The 15,640-nt window shown below is 50.6% G+C and carries 18 protein-coding genes; 10 read left to right on the top strand and 8 right to left on the bottom strand.

What is annotated here, in order from left to right; translation table 11 throughout:
* Positions 1-123 precede the first annotated feature (123 nt).
* The 10 genes from CR46_RS0113415 to CR46_RS0113370 all read left to right on the top strand — a co-directional run bounded on the left by CR46_RS0113415 (position 124) and on the right by CR46_RS0113370 (position 7,246).
* A complete protein-coding gene (locus CR46_RS0113415) occupies positions 124-1,995 on the top strand; it encodes a P-loop NTPase fold protein (protein WP_051690186.1) in 1,872 nt (623 codons plus the stop codon).
* A 675-nt stretch (positions 1,996-2,670) separates the two neighbouring features.
* Positions 2,671-2,904 (top strand): hypothetical protein, encoded by a 234-nt coding sequence (locus CR46_RS0113410; protein ID WP_030073720.1) that lies wholly within the window; start codon positions 2,671-2,673, stop codon positions 2,902-2,904.
* Positions 2,891-3,577 (top strand): hypothetical protein, encoded by a 687-nt coding sequence (locus tag CR46_RS17995; RefSeq protein WP_030073718.1) that lies wholly within the window; start codon positions 2,891-2,893, stop codon positions 3,575-3,577. Before CR46_RS0113410 ends, CR46_RS17995 begins: the two co-directional genes overlap by 14 nt.
* A 73-nt stretch (positions 3,578-3,650) precedes the next feature.
* Positions 3,651-3,974 (top strand): hypothetical protein, encoded by a 324-nt coding sequence (locus CR46_RS0113400; protein ID WP_027967759.1) that lies wholly within the window; start codon positions 3,651-3,653, stop codon positions 3,972-3,974.
* Positions 3,975-3,976: 2 nt separating this feature from the next.
* The gene (locus CR46_RS0113395) at positions 3,977-4,627 is read left to right on the top strand and encodes a TrbJ/VirB5 family protein (protein ID WP_030073713.1); all 651 of its coding nucleotides are present in this window, start codon (positions 3,977-3,979) and stop codon (positions 4,625-4,627) included.
* 9 nt (positions 4,628-4,636) lie between these two features.
* A complete protein-coding gene (locus CR46_RS0113390) occupies positions 4,637-4,930 on the top strand; it encodes an EexN family lipoprotein (RefSeq protein ID WP_051690185.1) in 294 nt (97 codons plus the stop codon).
* A complete protein-coding gene (locus tag CR46_RS0113385) occupies positions 4,927-5,922 on the top strand; it encodes a TrbL/VirB6 family protein (RefSeq protein WP_030073709.1) in 996 nt (331 codons plus the stop codon). Before CR46_RS0113390 ends, CR46_RS0113385 begins: the two co-directional genes overlap by 4 nt.
* Positions 5,923-5,925: 3 nt before the next feature.
* The gene (locus CR46_RS0113380) at positions 5,926-6,219 is read left to right on the top strand and encodes a hypothetical protein (RefSeq protein WP_030073707.1); all 294 of its coding nucleotides are present in this window, start codon (positions 5,926-5,928) and stop codon (positions 6,217-6,219) included.
* Entirely contained in the window at positions 6,216-6,410 is a 195-nt protein-coding gene (locus tag CR46_RS0113375; protein WP_030073706.1) for a hypothetical protein, read from the top strand. The genes CR46_RS0113380 and CR46_RS0113375 overlap by 4 nt, the downstream gene beginning before the upstream one ends.
* A gap of 305 nt (positions 6,411-6,715) precedes the next feature.
* Positions 6,716-7,246, top strand: a complete 531-nt coding sequence (locus tag CR46_RS0113370) for a hypothetical protein (RefSeq protein WP_156963071.1) — start codon at positions 6,716-6,718, stop codon at positions 7,244-7,246.
* Positions 7,247-7,403: 157 nt separating this feature from the next.
* Here the strand turns inward: CR46_RS0113370 and CR46_RS0113365 are convergent, their stop codons facing one another.
* From CR46_RS0113365 to CR46_RS18340, 8 genes are all read right to left on the bottom strand, one after another.
* Complete coding sequence (locus CR46_RS0113365; RefSeq protein ID WP_030073702.1) at positions 7,404-7,643, bottom strand: hypothetical protein; 240 nt, start codon at positions 7,641-7,643, stop codon at positions 7,404-7,406.
* Positions 7,644-7,740: 97 nt separating this feature from the next.
* Positions 7,741-10,395 carry a DEAD/DEAH box helicase gene (locus CR46_RS0113360; RefSeq protein WP_030073700.1) on the bottom strand — a complete coding sequence of 885 codons (2,655 nt, stop codon included), beginning with the start codon at positions 10,393-10,395 and terminating at the stop codon, positions 7,741-7,743.
* A gap of 2 nt (positions 10,396-10,397) precedes the next feature.
* Positions 10,398-12,281 carry a site-specific DNA-methyltransferase gene (locus CR46_RS0113355; RefSeq protein ID WP_030073698.1) on the bottom strand — a complete coding sequence of 628 codons (1,884 nt, stop codon included), beginning with the start codon at positions 12,279-12,281 and terminating at the stop codon, positions 10,398-10,400.
* Positions 12,281-14,050 (bottom strand): ATP-dependent nuclease, encoded by a 1,770-nt coding sequence (locus CR46_RS0113350; RefSeq protein WP_030073696.1) that lies wholly within the window; start codon positions 14,048-14,050, stop codon positions 12,281-12,283. The genes CR46_RS0113355 and CR46_RS0113350 overlap by 1 nt, the downstream gene beginning before the upstream one ends.
* Before the next feature lie 76 nt (positions 14,051-14,126).
* Entirely contained in the window at positions 14,127-14,414 is a 288-nt protein-coding gene (locus tag CR46_RS0113345; RefSeq protein WP_198023735.1) for a type II toxin-antitoxin system RelE/ParE family toxin, read from the bottom strand.
* Positions 14,411-14,698, bottom strand: coding sequence for a CopG family ribbon-helix-helix protein (locus CR46_RS0113340; RefSeq protein ID WP_030073693.1), 288 nt, complete (start codon positions 14,696-14,698; stop codon positions 14,411-14,413). The genes CR46_RS0113345 and CR46_RS0113340 overlap by 4 nt, the downstream gene beginning before the upstream one ends.
* A gap of 344 nt (positions 14,699-15,042) precedes the next feature.
* The gene (locus CR46_RS18220; RefSeq protein WP_156963070.1) at positions 15,043-15,201 is read right to left on the bottom strand and encodes a tyrosine-type recombinase/integrase; all 159 of its coding nucleotides are present in this window, start codon (positions 15,199-15,201) and stop codon (positions 15,043-15,045) included.
* Between the two features lie 71 nt (positions 15,202-15,272).
* Positions 15,273-15,452 (bottom strand): hypothetical protein, encoded by a 180-nt coding sequence (locus tag CR46_RS18340; protein ID WP_030073691.1) that lies wholly within the window; start codon positions 15,450-15,452, stop codon positions 15,273-15,275.
* Positions 15,453-15,640 lie beyond the last annotated feature (188 nt).

Here is a 15,640-nt window from a genome sequence, read left to right as displayed (position 1 = left end):
TTAGGAAAGGACAGGGCTGAATAGGCGTCTTAAGCTGCGCGATGGAGTACGAACGGCGTTATACCCAGAGCCTGACGGGTGTCTAGAAGACCGGGGGGCGATTCAGTTGTCAAAGGTTGTTGCATGCTGAAAAAGCTGAGTGGATTGTATAAAAGAGCCGTTGATTTTGCCCAAACCGAGAAGCGGAAAGTAAAAATGGCAACTCACCTTGAGGAATATCTGAGTTTCTATCAGTCTCTTGAAGAGCCTGGATATGCTGTGCTTGTTACAGGCGAATGGGGCGCCGGAAAAACCTATCAGGTTCTCAAGTGTATTTCTGAAGAAAAACGGTATTACGTAAGCTTGTTTGGTGTGCAAACAGTCGAACAGCTACATGCTGAAGTTATGGCTGTTGCTTCACCTAAGTTATCGAAAGCGAGCGCGTCGCTGAACCAAGCAAGTGAAAAAGTGGCAGCAGGTGGAGGATTTTTCGCATTAGCCGGTCTCACACCAAGCGTCTTTAACGCTATATTCAAGCGTGACATAAAGCCTGATCGTACCTTGATATTTGATGATATTGAGCGAAGCGGTTTAGTGATAAAAGACCTGCTTGGAGTGATTAATTCGTATGTTGAGCATCATAAATTCCGCGTTGTAGCAATAGCTCATGATGAAGAAGTGGCGAAAGAGTTTTTCGTCATGAAGGAGAAAGTATTCGGACAAACGGTTCGTGTTGAAGCCCTTGTTGATGAGGCATTTGTCTCATTCCTTGAGAAGAATATAGATCGGCGGGCGAAAAAGTTTGTTTCTAGATATCGAAAAGATATTCTCGAAACTTTTAGTTCGTCAGAAGTTCAATCGCTCCGTGTTTTGCGTCATGTTATTGAGGATGTTGGTCGCCTGTCTCATTGTTTGACGGATAAACACTTATCGAACTCAAGCGCAATGAGCGAACTGGTTAAGTTTTTTACGGCAATAGATATTGAGACTCGTATGTCTCGTCTCGATCGCGATTCGCTAAGAGATAGACAGCGTGTCATCATGGGATATCACTTAAAATTAGGGTTAAGTAAGGATGAAAAGCCCGAAAAGCCGAATTTAATGATAGCCGATGAAAGGTATAATTCCATCGACTTGGCGAGCTCTTTGTTGAGCGATAATGTTATTTTTTCAATGCTTTTTGAAGGTCGGTATCCAGAGGCAGCAATTCAGGAATGCCTAGATAGTTCTTCTTACTTTATTGAGCCGTCAGAAGCTCCTCCATGGAAAGTGGTAATTAACTTCGATGAGATTGATGATACAGCCGTTGAAGCGGCAAGAGAAAAGATGAATCGACAGTTTGCAGAGCGATCAGTGACCAACTCCGGAGAAATGCTCCACATTTTTTCACTAAAAATGATGATGGTCGAAAAAGGCATAGAGTCAGGAAGTCTTGAAGAATTAACAGCATCCTGTATGGCCTATATAGACGATTTGCTAAAATCAGGTGATCTTCCTCCCAGAGGTACGGACTGGCAATGGTATGAAGAATTTAATCGTTCGTACGATGGAATGGGGTATTGGGTTTCAGAGTCCGCAGCAGATTATTTCAAGGCCGTATGGGATCATTTGATAATGGCCCGGGAGAAGGCGTTAGAATATCAGATTCCAAAAATATGGGGCGACCTTAAAATCCTTATGCTGAATGATGCAAAGCAATTTTTGGAGAAGGTGTCCCCTACTAGTAATGGGGAAAATAAATATGCAATGATACCATTGTTTAATCATATCCAAGCCGAAGAGTTTGTAGAGGTATGGTTGAGTTCTCCAAAGCAGAATTGGCGATATATCTCTCTAGCGCTTGCGAACAGGTATTCTCACAGCCGAATAGAGCATGATCTTAAAGTCGAAAAGGAATGGGTAATAGAAGTATATAACGAGCTGGAAAGGAGGGTTGCCGCTGAATCTGGGTTCCAGTCTCTTCGTATTAGTAGGGTTATACCAAAGATTTTAAGAGAGCTTTCAGAGGACCAATAGTTTATGTTAAAGGAAGATTGTTAAATATTAGATTTTCCAGGAAGGAGTTTTAGAACAACGAAGTCCTCCTGTGCCTCTGACCCAAGCCGCCATCGAGGTGTTCAAACAGGCGCTGAACAATCCGGTGCGTCCACTCGACCGCGGCCTGGTGCCCTTCGGTGAACTTGGCCGAGACGGTAAGCGTGGCCCCCCGACCAAGAGGTCGCGGCGATCAGTGGGCATAAGTCTATGCAGATGTTGAGATGGTATACGCATCTTAGGGCGGAAGATCTTGTCTCGAAGCTAGACCGAATTCAAAGCCAATAGAAAAATTCCTTGATTATAGTTGGCTGCGCTGATGCTCGTGCTTCGTTGCCAGTGGTTAAGGAACCAGCGAGCAGTCCGTTACTAATGCAGATATCCACCAATAATAATAAGAATAACAATATTATTATTCTTATTATTATTGCCCCGTTTCGGTTGCCTTTGCCGCATTTCTGTAGAATTTGTTAAATTTTGTTAATTCTTTAAGTCTCTGAAATTTCTTGCTCTTTGCGCGCGTCATTTCTTCAAAATAATACACATTGATAATCAATATATAGTGCATTAATTGCTGTGAAAGAAGCGTGCGCTTGAGCTTTTACTTTGCTTGGTTAGCATTGATTACGTCGATATGTGATTGATGGAGTGCTAGCCATGAAAGTCGAAGACTATCTTGTAGATCGGTTCGGCCTACTGATGAGCATAACAGACCTGGCGGATCTTCTTGGTCGTTCGCCCGATGGTGTGCGAGTTTCTCTTTATTCAGATACTGAGGTCTCTCGAAAGCTGAAGCCGACGATGGTGAAGGTAGGGCGTCGTGTCTATTTCCGGACGCTCCAAGTCAAAGACGCTCTGGATTTGGAGCCTTCTGAATATGGCGCGTGTTAGTCCCTCGGTAGTACAGAAGATCCTGGGTAGGGTAGTTGCTTATCATGCCGCATTCACGCTCCTTCCCGGCGTTTCAGTTCCTGGTGCAGTTTTTCTCAGCCAAGCATTTTACTGGACGCGTAACACCAAGGCGGAGGAAAGAGGCGGGTGGTTTTATAAGAATCAGCGTGGCAGAGATAGCTGGGAGTCAGAAACTGGGCTTTCTCCAAAGCAGCAGGCTAATGCTAGGAAATCGCTAGTGGAAATTGGCGTATTGGAAGAGGAAAGGAGAGATGTACCTGCAAAAATGTGGTATCGGGTGAACTGCGAGCGCTTGCTTGAGCTTCTGGCGGAGCAATTCGACGACGACCCTTCTGGAAGTGATTGTAATTCCCAGTTTTTCCCTTTGGTCGATTCTACTATCCCTTCTGGCCAATCTGGTGATCAGGATGGTCAAACCTTGATTCGACCAAAGGGCAAATCTATTACAGAGAATACAACACAGAGTACATCAAGAAATAAAAGCGAGGCGGCCAAGGTCAAGAGTTATCTTGGGTCCGAATCAAAATTAACTCGGGCGGAGATGGCTGAGTTATTGGGCCAGCAAAGAGCAGACCTGATAGCCAGAAATTACGGCAGCGACAAGGTTGGAGCTCCTGCAGTAGAAGAAATGCGCAGAACCCTCCGCACATAAAACTCAAGCGGCGCGGAACGGGGGTGATGGCCCCGACCGCACCTAACCACGACTGCCTGCATAGGAGGCACCCATGGCTAACAGACAGGGTATCACACCCGCCTTCACCGACAGTGGCCTATCACGGCTGTACCGATCACACGCGGTCGAACAGCACGCCATCCAGAGTGAGATTCAAACTCTGGTGATCATCGCCGGTTACGCCTGCGATTTTCTCACCGAAGGGTTGGAAGCCCTTCCCGAAGACTTCTTCACCTGCATCGAGGAGATGAAAGAGGTGATGGAGTCCATCGACCTGAAAAGTCTGGATTTTGAAAAGCGGTCGCTCACGCTCCAGAGAACGAAACGGCGTCTGGAGGCCAAGGCGACCCGTCAGGATCGTCAAAAGGAGGTTTGATCATGAGCAACAAAATTTCGTGCGCACGAAAAATGGCCGGTGTCGCCCTCGCGGCCACCATCGGACTATCGCAGCCAGCCATGGCAGGCGGGATTCCCGTTATCGACGTGTCGAGCCTGACCCAGCAGATTTTGCAGGTTCAGCACATGCTTACCCAAATCGAGCAACTAAAAAGCCAGCTCGAAACAGCCAATAAGGAGCTGGACAGCATGAGCGGGGTTCGTGGCCTGGGCAACGTCATCGACTCGGCCTATGACACTGCCGTGAATGTCGATCCTAACCAGGTGCTAAGTGACGCCGGCATCAGAGGTGCGAACGAACATGGCCTGACCGGCGACGTGGCGGACCTGTACGACAGCGGCAACCAGAACACGGCGACCTGGCTTGGCCAGTCCCAAAAGTCCCTGGAACAGGCTCAGGAGCGTTTCAGCGAGCTGACGGGCTTGGTGTCTGAGGTCAACAACAGCCCGGACCAGAAAGACATTCTGGACCTCCAGGCCCGTATCGGCGCCGAACAAGTCATGCTGCAAAACGAGATGGCCAAACTGTCCATGTTCCGTTCGCAGGCCGAGGCCAACCAGGCGCTTCACGCTCAGCGGGTTCAGCAGATGCGTGTCGCTTCATCAGGAGAACCTTTCGAGCTTGATTGGTAAGGAGGCTTTATGAGTACCAGGAAAATTTCGTGCGCACGAAATATCGCCGTTGTGGTTCTGGTCAGCGTTGCGCAGTCCGGGTGCTTTGATGACACCCCGGATACTGGCCCGGTGCAGACCGTAGACTGGTACAAAGCGCATGACGACGAGCGCAAGGTGACACTGGAGACGTGTGGGAACAACCCTGGCGAACTCCAGGAGGCGCCGAATTGCATTAATGCACTCCAAGCGGAGCGGGCACTGTCTAGCGGTGAGCCCTTCGAGCTCGATCTGTCTAGCCTCAAAAGCGAGGAGGACTCATGAACCTGTTTGAAGGCATGTTCTCCGTGGTTGATCAGGCACTGGACCAGTACATCGTCAACACGGCTACTGACCTCATCGCTTACATCACTCCAATGTTTACCAGCATGTTGATCGTCTGGATTGCCATCTGGGGCTATTTGATGATGTTTGGCAAAGTCAATGAGCCCTTGCAGGAGGGTATTTTTCGCATCCTTCGCATCGGCTTCATCATGACACTGGGACTGACGATCGGTACCTATATGGGCGTCGTGGTGGACGTGCTGGCTCACGGCCCGGAAAAGGTAGCAGCAGTCATCACGGGGTCCAATGGAGGTGCCGCGGCCATTTTGGACAGCCTGTTCTCCCGCGTTCTCGCCGTAGCTGATCAGGCCTGGGATAAAGCGGGAGTCATGAGTGGTGATTTCGGCATGTATTTAGTGGCAATTCTGATCATGGTGTTTGGTGGTGGTGTTGCCATCGTAGTGGCTTTTCTCCTGCTGGCCAGCAAGGTGGCAACGACAGTGCTGTTGGCGATTGGTCCGCTCTTTATCATCGGCCTGCTGTTTAACAGCACCCAACGCTTTTTCGAGAGCTGGCTGGGCATGGTGATTAATTTCGGCATGCTGCTGGTTTTGGGTTCCGCCATTGGGCGCATGGTCATCGATGTCAGCGAAGCGTTCATGAACATCGTGGAATCCTCGGCAGGCAGCATGGCCAGTATGACCACAAGTGCCTATCTGATTGCTTTTTTTGCTCTTGGCATCCTCGTGCTTAAGCAGGTGCCGGCCATTGCTTCTGCATTGGGCGGCGGTGTGGCATTGGCAACTCAGGGCGCTCTGGGCTCTGCTATGTCCGCGATGCGTCCCTCAGCCATCCGCCGTCAGTATCGCGGCGTTCAACGTGATGTACGCTTAGTAGGCAGTGCAGCAACCTCTCCTTACCGTGGCGCCAAGTCTGCCTATCGTGCCTACCAGAAGCGTTTCGGTGCTGGCAACACGATGACAGGAGGCTAAGTCATGAATACCAATATCAAGTGGTTAGATACCTGTCGCGTCCGCTGGGCACGGGTAAAGCGTGGGGTAGGGCTGACCATCTCGGGCATGTTACTGGTGGTGGGTATCCTGTTGTCTGTGGCATTGCTCCCTGAACTGCCTGGTTTGATTAGCGTCGCCCTTGCTGGCGATGGCGAGGCTGCTCGTACCCTGTTTGTCTGTGTGGTCGGTATTGCCGTATGCGTTCTTCAGTGGCAATGGCGAGCAGCGATATATCCCGAGCTCCGGCGTGATCCATCTCAGAAGGAGACCTCATGAGCTACCGACATTTGACACCCGAGGAGATCGAGCAACTGCGAGCCGAGATGCGCGCCGCCGGGCAGTGGATGAAAGCTGAGATGGCCAAGCGCCGGCGCAAGTGGGGAGAGGTTCTTGAAGATGAGACAAGTGCCTCCCCTATTACTAATGGCGAAGCCTCCCGCTCAGCCCCAGGCGACGAGCAGGTTTGAGACAGGTCCGTGCGTATTACTAACGGGGTAGCCTAGCGCGTCCCTGAACCCATTTTCGTGCGTACGAAAAGAATGAATGGGTATAGAGCTAGGGCTAGGGCAGGATTCGCGAACTGCCAGCACGTGGTACCACCGCCCTATTCGTAGCGCGAGAGAGGGCACTGCCAGAGTCAAAATTTCGTGCGTACGAAACCCATGAGCGTTTTGGGAGCTAGGGCAGGATTCGCAAAGTGGTGGCAGTTGCCACAGACATGCTGGCATTTGGTACCAGATTCGATGGGCAGCACGTGATAGAGGATGACGAAATGATAGAAACAGCAGTGGTCAAGACCAGACTGACACCAGCCGAGAAGGAAGCCTGGCAGCGCCTTTGTGAAGCATCAGGCCGATCGGAGTCAGACGTACTAAGAGAAATGATTCAGCGCGTTTGCGGAGAGAGTATTGCCGAAGAAGGGCATGACATTGTCCGGGGGCCCAAGTCATGCAAGCTTACGGTTCGGCTTACACAGCATGAGCGCACCATGATCGAAGAGCGAGCAGATTATGAAGGGTTCAGAAATCGTACTCGCTGGGCTTCAGCGCTTATAAGAGCAACGTTGCTTCGAGAACCCGTCATGAATGAGGAGGAGCGCTCAGCTTTGCTGAATGCATCTTTTGCACTTTCTGATCTGATTGAAAGCTCAGGAGGAGGTGTACTGGGCATAAATCGATTGCGCATTAAAGATCAGGATCGTGAGCAGGTTCGCATTGAAGAGCTTCAGAAACGGGTCAGAGAGCTTCACGACAAAGTGATGGCCCTGGTAGCCGGCAGCCAGAAGCGCTGGAACTTAAGGTGAGCGAAAGGATGTGGATGTCTCGTTACAGCTTCAAAATTGATTCTCTATCGCCTGTGGGTTTGCTCATGCAATCGGTAGATACGAAGGGGCGTAGAGAGGTCGTTCGTATCGACATGATCAAAGGTCTGCTGTCTGCTGGAGACCAGCTTTTTAAAAATCATCCACTTATTTTATTAATATGGGATACTAAACCAGCCCATTTGCCTGGATAGACTTTTTGAGCGATGTCTTGGAAAAGGCACTCTGCTAGTTGTTCCATACCTTGCTCTGAACCGAATATGCCAATGTAATACTCGGCTGTTTCTTCAAGCTTAGAGCGTGCCCGGGCACGCATTTCTTGTGTTACTTCATCCCTTAAGTTAAGAAGCTCCGTGTCGGTCATCTTTTCTAAATACATAGCTTCCTCTTTATACAGTGCTCTAAGTTGTTGCGGGTGACTAAGGCTCTCTGCGTAAGTTGTGGGTCCTTAACAAAAGCATCTTAGCCACCCAATATTAGGACTTCTTTAAAGCTTCAGAAACAGTTTGCTTCCAATCCTTTTCCATTAACATCTGGAAACTAACTGTGTCCCCTTGCTCTTCAAGATCCAGCTGGCCAACTTCTGCGGTTACATCGGCATATCGGGTCAGTAGCTCAAACAGCTTGCGCTTGTACTCTGTATCATCATTTCCTTTTAGATGATCGCCCTTGGTTTCTAGCACCGAGAATCGGAATTTTCCATTTTCGGTACCATGCACACATGCTAGCAGGTCGGGGTAGACACGGTGACGTTGCCAGCCCTGCAAGCCGTAGGAGCGCTGGTTAACAGCAATACGGTGCCACCAGTAAACACACTGACTTTCGTCAAGATACCAAGCCGTTTTCTTTTCTAAGTCATTAAACTCTTTCTGATAGACTTTTTCGAAAAGGTTTTTTTCCAGCGGCTCACCATTCTTGCGGTATAGCAACGGATCAACATCAGATACGTCGATTTCCAGCGTCTCGGCAATTTTCCAGTTCAAAGCTGGGTCATTTGATGACACCAGCCGAAGGGCAATTTCACCGCTTTCCAGTTTAGCGAGGAACAGTGATTCGGCCATGGTGTTCACCTGCGCACGCAAGTCCGACTTCATGGTCTGCACCAAGTCCAGTCGATTGATATAAATCTGTTCATTGGTGACACCTTTGGCTCGCAAGGCAGTCAGGGTTTCCTCTAGCAAGCGCATCCCTTGCCAGGGATTAGGCACCACGTCTAGCAACTGGCGCACCAAGTAGGGTGTGTCCAGCCCTTCCTCTGGCATTACTTCGATATCTTCCTGCTCTAGATCAAATACCGTCTGTTCGCCTGCTTTTGCTCTCCGGTCGAGGCTAATGCGAGCCACTGTACGCTGCAGCTTGGCATCGTTCATAGAAGCCTTATCGGAGGTCAGGAATTGCACGGCTTCCCAGTCCAGAGCACCCAGCACATCCCGCTCATAATCTAGGGGACGATAGCCATCTGGGGTGTCGCTATCCTGATGTAGGACACGCGGCAAAAAGATCGGAGGCAACCCGGAAAATTTGCTATTGCGGTTGATGATCTCCCTGCGCATATTGCGGGCCTGCCCGCTGTTTGGGTCAACGGCTTTGACGCTGGAGGCCAGGTCAGCCATGCCTTCATCTTCCAACCCCTTGCGCACACCATTGACGGCTTCTGTCACATCCTGATCGAAGGTGAAGACGTAACACTCATCAAGTGTTTCTACGCCAGTTGCCCGAGCATGGGGCTGACGCAATACGCGCCCGATCATCTGGGTCAGTGCCGTGGTGGCAGTGGTACGGGACAAGACCGCCAACACATAGGCAAAGGGGCAGTCCCAACCTTCGCGCAGAGCGTCTTTGGTGATAATGAAGCGCACCGGTGAGGTGGGTGAAAGCAGGTCTTCATCCGCCAGCTCATCATCACTGGAGGTCTTGAGGCGGATATACTCCTTCTTCACTCCGAGTTGGTCACGCAGGTATTCACGTGCATCCTCTGCGTGTACAAACCCGGCGTCACGCTGTTCCTTGCCGGTACGCTCCACACGAACCAGCACGATGGGGCGAATATAACGACCAGATTCGCTCTGAAACGCCAGCCCTGCCTGTTCCAGCTCCTGCTGTTTGGCATGTGCTAGAGACAGCGTGTGCTTCCAGCCGCCCTTGCCCTCATTGATCACATTGATCGGTAGTTTGATCATCTCCTCGTCTTTGAGGTCAGCCCCCGGCACATTCACCAGCACATTGGATTGATGCTTACCATTAGTATTAGGCGTTGCGGAGAGTTCCAAGATAAAGCGAGGGTTAAAGCCCGCCAGGGTATCGCGGGCAGTATCGGAATAGGCCTTGTGACCTTCGTCAATAACTACCACCGGGTGCACCAGCCGCAAGACATTGCCCAGGCTTTGCTTGACCGAGACGGAACCCGGCACAATGCCGTCGCTGTATCCCAGATCAGCCAGGTCATTTTGATCCAGGTTGGGCACCTGTTGCAGCAGGGCCTCGATAGCTTCATTGGCGTCTTCCGGCGGGAAGAAAGAGGTGAAGCGGCCGCTGTCGCGGAACAGCCGCAGCGTTTCCTTGGACTTGCGGGCTGCCGAGGGCAGCATCAACAGCATGACGCACAATTGGCCCTCCACATCCCAGCGGGTAAAGGCGTCACTCTTTTCCAGTAGCTTCACCCGCCCGCCAGAAGCGCGTTCCAGCATCTGTCGGTAAGGATGTTCCCGGTTGGCCAGCTGCTTCCAGGTTTGCCGGTAAATCGCCTCCGATGGCACTACCCACAGCACCAGTCCGGTCTGGCGTTTGAAATAATCGGTCTGCACGCGTTCAAGTGCGGCCGTGGCCAGCAGTGTCTTGCCGCCGCCTGTAGGCACCTTCAGGCAAATATTGGGAATCGAGCCACCCAGACCGTCATAGCGAGACAAGTAGGGGGCCACCACGGGATTGCCATTCTGGTAGAGGTAGGGCAACAACCGCTCGGTATTGAGCTGATCCCAAGCATCCCGGCAGTAATCACCCAAGGTAGCCGCCTTGCCCTTGCTCTTCTGAAATTCCACGAAGTCTTCCGCCTCTTCGCGCTGCTTAGCCAGCACCGTGAGGTAGCGATCCAGTTTGCCGAGCACGCCTTGCTGGTATTCCTTAAGCTCCATGCTCAGTCTCCCAGAATCCGATGGACGGCATAGGGCAGCTGGCAGAATTCGATGCGCCGGGCAGTCAGCTCCTTCTGGCTCATGAACTTGGCCACCGCAAAGACAATTGCGCGTTTGCCGCTCTTGTTGCTTTGCTCAATGGCAGCCACCCGCTCAGCGTTCAGTGCCGCCTCATTGGAGCGCAGCCACTCCGTGTTCGGCTGGTAGAACAGGTGTATCCGGAAGAGATCGGTCTCGCCAATCAAGCCATCGGGTGCAGGTTTGCCGATTTTCTCCAGTGACTGCCCGGTGGCGGTGTAGAACACATAACGGGCCAGCGCCTCGAAACCAGGCATATCCTTGCCTGTCAGCAGGCTTTCGATATCAATAGGCTCGCCTAGGGTGCAGTAGGTAAAGCTGCCACCCAGCCCCGGTGCGGTTTTCTCCACCTTGCGCTCACCGGTCACGGTGAGCACGCCATCCTTGATCTGTTTTTTGATCTTGTCGTACTCGTGACCATTCAGGTTTTCGATGGAATTCACCTGATCCATTACTTTCTTGTGCTTTTTGTTGTTCTCGAAAGTGCTCCATGTAATATTTTCACGATAAAGCTCTTCACTATAGGTGCCCTTGTAAGGGTAACCCTTGATTACTCGACGAACACGCTCAGCGGTCAGAGTATCGGCGTACTCTTCACATTCAATCATGATAAAGCGGCGGTTGCCGCCATCTTTATTGTTTCTTTCAAGGACAGCGTGAGCGGTTGTTCCTGAACCTGAAAAAGAATCCAGAACAATAGAATTTTTGCTTGTCGCCATTTCCAGGATTCGACTGATCAGGGAAACAGGTTTTGGAAAATCGAAAGCATTCTTACCAAGGATTTCGCTCACCACTTTCCTGCTTGCATCCATATTCAGGTCTGCATCAATCCACATTGTCTTTGGCTTAGTTTTTGCGATGCCATCCGCCTCTGGTGGTAAATAATCTTTTCTGAATACCCTCCAGCTGCCATCTCTGGCGGGCCTTCCAATTAGCAGGTGGCGGTCTTTTTCAAATTTTTTAGGGTTCCATGTCCAGCAAGTAGCTTCCCCGCTAGAGTCCAGCGGCAAAGCCTTCTCTCTAAATGGACCAATTTTCTCAAGGGAAACTTTCCCATCGTCAGGATTGACGTATATCGGGTAATATAGATTAGGTCTTGTTTCAGGGTTGAATGCTGAGTTTCTATTTCTTAGTTCTATAAGACGGAACTTTCCCGCCTCATCTTCTTCATTGTATTCCGCCAGCATTTTTTCATCTTTATCTATACCATAGATGGTTGCACTTTCTTGCCTTTTGCAAAAAATCTGAACGTATTCATGGGTTTTTGCAAAAAAACGGTCTAGATGGCGGCCCTTTGGATTTAGCCTGGCAACGATACGGCCCTGATTATTTTCTTTCCCAAATATTTCCTCCATGAGCATTTCTAGGCGATGAGCCTCATGATCATCTATTGATACGAATATTACTCCCGTATCGGCGAGAAGCTCATGAAGTAAAGATAATCTCGGCCACATCATGCATAACCACTTGTCATGCCGCTCAAGATCTTCCTTATCTACTGGATTAGCTGACTTCTTTAGCCATTCCTTCATCAGCGGCGAGCGCACATTGTCGTTGTAGCACCAGCCTTCGTTGCCGGTATTGTAGGGTGGATCGATAAAGATACAGTCTACTTTGCCTGCATGGGTAGGTAATAGCGCTTTGAGCGCTTCCAGGTTATCACCATGAATGATCAGATTGTCATCCAGTGAAGGCTTTTTGCCTTCGTTGGACAGGGACTTGTCCGGCACCACCTGTAATTCACGAAATGGAACTCCATGGTGGTGGGAATAAACAAACTGCTTACCCTTAAACTCAAGCGTGGGCATTAAAGACTCCTGATCCAATCGAAGCACGCTTTGAAAGCGGGCATCTGCTGTTCTATTTCTGCGGCGCTCATTGCACGCAACTGCTGTTCCTGTTCCATAATGGCGTCTTCGCCTTTATCGTCCGCACCGGTTACCTGCTCGATGCAGCCTTGCGGCCAGGCCCAAACCCGAGAGGCCTTCAGTGCTTCATGGCTGCCTTGGGCAATGACTTGGCCTTCCTCGTCTGATGCAAAGCAGGCCCAGATATCTGCTGCGCTCCACTGGCTACATCTCTGTGGAAGTCCGCCGTTCAGAGTAAAGCCATTTTCTGTTTGTAGTCGGCTCAAGGCTGCCTTAGCAGCGGCTATATCAGCACCATCGCGCTCCAATAGTCCGCTTTTTCTTGCGTTGGTATAGGCAAAATCCAGGTCAGCTATGGCACAAGAACGTATATCCATGGCGCTAAGCACCGACAAAGCTTTGGCAAAGCTGTTGCAACCACCAACGGAAACAAACGCAATGTGATCTAGGTCGGGTGAACGTTGGTAAAGCTTTTCATATGCGAGTGGTAATAGCCGTCGATCCGTTTTCCCTTCGCAGAGAACCACCCGATCTGCGAAATAGATGTCTACTAGGTTCCCCAGCTCAAACAGGGTTTGTGACTGACTTTCAGCGTCTTCAAGGGCGTCCTGGACAGCTTGACTCATTGGCTTGCGAGCGGTGACACCGTCATCTACCGTATTGCCAACAATCACGGTATTGGGTGCATTTTCACGGCTCAACATAAGCGGAGAGTGGGTGGAAAACACTATCTGAAAACCTGCACTTGAAAGCGTCTTCAAGGCTTCGCGCAGTCGCCGTACACCTTGAGGATGCAGATACAGTTCTGGCTCATCAATCAGCAACAGGCGGCGGGAAAGCCGGTCATCTTCGGTACGGCGCACATCCGCTAAATAGCGAATCAGTGCCATCTGTATAGCGCGTTGAGCACCAGTACCCATCTGATCAAAACGTCGCCGGTCACCGCTGACCGTATCGGTGACGTGCAAGTCTCCCGCCTTAAAGAACTCCTTAATGTCTACCACTTGCAAATCCAGGTCTAACGCCAAGCCAGGGAAGAAATTCTCCAGCGCATCGGTGGCACTGGTGTCGAACTGCTGTAGATGGCTGGAGCGTTGCTCTCCACCCGTGGTCAGCACATTGCGAATGGTGTCGAGCGCAGTAGTAAGCTCATCATGGGCCGCCAACAAAGGCTTCATGATCTCATCCAGCAGCCCTTTAATCGTTGTTCCTGTTTTGGCCTTGCCTAGATCTTCGCCAATATCATGCATGGCCAACACATGAAGCGGCTCAGGTAATAGGCTGGAGACGGCTTGTGGGAGTCCGGTAGGGTAGGCCTGCCATTGCTCGGGAACGCCATCTACAGGGCATTCATCCACACTCCAGACTTCCTGGCTTTTAGACTTAGTGTTAGCTGCGGTAACTCGAATCCAGAGCCTTCCATCCCTGCAGTAAGGCTCAATCGCCTGACGATGCCTAGCATGAGGAATCCGATCCAATACTTCGTCATAGATACCATCAATACAGGCGGCAACGGAGACAGGATCTTCCTCGTCATGAAAATCAGAGGCCTTGAGATTGCTTGGCTTTAATACCCAACGAATGGCTTCAAGTATCGTGGACTTTCCCGCATTGTTCTGCCCTACCAAGGGGGTATAGCTGTCCAGCGGTAAGGTGACATTTCGGCAAGCTCTGAAGTTCTCGATATGAATGCAGCTAATGCGATGCATTGACGGCTCCCTGTCGTTCCCATTCGTTATTATAAGGAGTGAGGCCCACGAGCCCGGCATGGTTCTCTGTTAGCTTTTATCCAAGAGAAGGCGGCCACTGGCGAGCCGTATGCACCACACTCAGTACCCGCACCTGCATCCCCACAACGTCATAGACCAACATATAGCTGGGGTGAACAACCAGCTCTCGGGATCCAGGAGCACGGCCAGACCGTCCGCTGTCAGGGTGGTCTACCAGCTGTGCCGCCTTCTCTGAAAACAGTTCATCCAACGTCAAGGCTGCCAGCGGATTCTCTGGCTCTATGTATTCGTAAATGTCGTCACGATCCTGCATCGCCTCTGGCGTCCAGACCAACTCCATCATTTAGACTTCGCCAGACGAGCACGAGTAGCCGCACGGCGGGCAGCAAACCTAGCTTCCACATCGGCGGCAGGTATCAGATTACCAGCTTCTGCCGAGGCCCGTGATTGCTCTACCTTGGCATTCAGCCAGGCGTTATAATCCTGCGCTTCCTGCTGCTGCGCTACATAGTTGCGCATAAAGTCGCGTATAAGCTGGGCCCCGGTGCGATCGTGAGCCTTGGCTGCACTGGCAAATTCTGCTTTCAGGCTTTCGTCGACCCGAAAGGTGAAGGTAGCATCGCTCATGACACAATCCTCATGTGTTACATGGTAACCACAGGATAGCACAGAAGGGGGGCCATGCGGCCACTCTATTGCCGACCTGAAAAGGTACACCAGCAGTACACACACCAGCTTCGTGTGCTATCCTTAACTTTCGCTAAGTTACTGATTAAAAAGAACTGTACCTTTTTCTAAATTACGGCTACTTCCCTTTATTTGTCAGTAACTTATTGTTATAGTTGCCAACTCATAATCCCTTGGTCGTAGGTTCAAGTCCTACTGGGCCCACCATTAAATCAAAGACTTACCCTTCTAAGTTCCTTCCCCCGCTGTACCTTTTTTGCCAGTGTCTACAAACTGTCTACAGTCTAAAATTTTGGCCCGTACGTGACGGCTTCCGTCAGGTGGTCAGGGGCTACATGTGCATAACGCATGGTCATTTGTATGCTTTGGTGTCCCATTATTTTTTGCAGTGTTAGTAAGTTACCGCCGTTTACTACGCAGTGGCTTTTGAACGTGTGCCGCAAAACGTGAGTGCGTTGCCCCCTTTAAACTGACCCCATCAACTTGGTCAGTTAGCAGTGAAAAACTAAGCGGCCTAAGGAGACAGGTAGAGCTTTTCGCCTCGGACATTGAACTCCATGACATCGGTTACCCACCTCTGGCTGGGTCTTTCAGCCTGAAACTGGCGGGCTGAAAGGTTAGGAATACTGGCCTGTTGTCCTTCCGTATAGCTTTGTACTACTAACAGTTTGAGCTCTTCATTATATTTCGCCATGAAAAACACTCCAATTGTTGGGTGAGTGTCCAACTTTTGGGGCGCAGTTCATATGTTTGGCGGCTTGTTCGTAACAGTTCTTTTTTATTTGATTTTTTGCAGGCGACCAAGCGAGCAGTGGCTGAGTTTCGAGCGGGGAGCGCTGAATAACATCAGCGTATCAGTTAGTATTGGCCCAGTAGGGGCAA

Origin of the sequence: Vreelandella neptunia, assembly GCF_000712975.1 — a bacterium.
Lineage (GTDB): Bacteria > Pseudomonadota > Gammaproteobacteria > Pseudomonadales > Halomonadaceae > Vreelandella > Vreelandella qaidamensis.
This window is presented reverse-complemented; position numbering and strand designations above follow the sequence as displayed.

What these genes read in the sequence shown, in the direction of transcription:
- CR46_RS0113415 (WP_051690186.1), top strand. Translation starts at nt 124, where the DNA reads ATGCTGAAAAAGCTGAGTGGATTGTATAAAAGAGCCGTTGATTTTGCC.
- CR46_RS0113410 (WP_030073720.1), top strand. Translation starts at nt 2,671, where the DNA reads ATGAAAGTCGAAGACTATCTTGTAGATCGGTTCGGCCTACTGATGAGC.
- CR46_RS17995 (WP_030073718.1), top strand. Translation starts at nt 2,891, where the DNA reads ATGGCGCGTGTTAGTCCCTCGGTAGTACAGAAGATCCTGGGTAGGGTA.
- CR46_RS0113400 (WP_027967759.1), top strand. Translation starts at nt 3,651, where the DNA reads ATGGCTAACAGACAGGGTATCACACCCGCCTTCACCGACAGTGGCCTA.
- CR46_RS0113395 (WP_030073713.1), top strand. Translation starts at nt 3,977, where the DNA reads ATGAGCAACAAAATTTCGTGCGCACGAAAAATGGCCGGTGTCGCCCTC.
- CR46_RS0113390 (WP_051690185.1), top strand. Translation starts at nt 4,637, where the DNA reads ATGAGTACCAGGAAAATTTCGTGCGCACGAAATATCGCCGTTGTGGTT.
- CR46_RS0113385 (WP_030073709.1), top strand. Translation starts at nt 4,927, where the DNA reads ATGAACCTGTTTGAAGGCATGTTCTCCGTGGTTGATCAGGCACTGGAC.
- CR46_RS0113380 (WP_030073707.1), top strand. Translation starts at nt 5,926, where the DNA reads ATGAATACCAATATCAAGTGGTTAGATACCTGTCGCGTCCGCTGGGCA.
- CR46_RS0113375 (WP_030073706.1), top strand. Translation starts at nt 6,216, where the DNA reads ATGAGCTACCGACATTTGACACCCGAGGAGATCGAGCAACTGCGAGCC.
- CR46_RS0113370 (WP_156963071.1), top strand. Translation starts at nt 6,716, where the DNA reads ATGATAGAAACAGCAGTGGTCAAGACCAGACTGACACCAGCCGAGAAG.
- CR46_RS0113365 (WP_030073702.1), bottom strand. Translation starts at nt 7,643, where the DNA reads ATGTATTTAGAAAAGATGACCGACACGGAGCTTCTTAACTTAAGGGAT.
- CR46_RS0113360 (WP_030073700.1), bottom strand. Translation starts at nt 10,395, where the DNA reads ATGGAGCTTAAGGAATACCAGCAAGGCGTGCTCGGCAAACTGGATCGC.
- CR46_RS0113355 (WP_030073698.1), bottom strand. Translation starts at nt 12,281, where the DNA reads ATGCCCACGCTTGAGTTTAAGGGTAAGCAGTTTGTTTATTCCCACCAC.
- CR46_RS0113350 (WP_030073696.1), bottom strand. Translation starts at nt 14,050, where the DNA reads ATGCATCGCATTAGCTGCATTCATATCGAGAACTTCAGAGCTTGCCGA.
- CR46_RS0113345 (WP_198023735.1), bottom strand. Translation starts at nt 14,414, where the DNA reads ATGATGGAGTTGGTCTGGACGCCAGAGGCGATGCAGGATCGTGACGAC.
- CR46_RS0113340 (WP_030073693.1), bottom strand. Translation starts at nt 14,698, where the DNA reads ATGAGCGATGCTACCTTCACCTTTCGGGTCGACGAAAGCCTGAAAGCA.
- CR46_RS18340 (WP_030073691.1), bottom strand. Translation starts at nt 15,452, where the DNA reads ATGGCGAAATATAATGAAGAGCTCAAACTGTTAGTAGTACAAAGCTAT.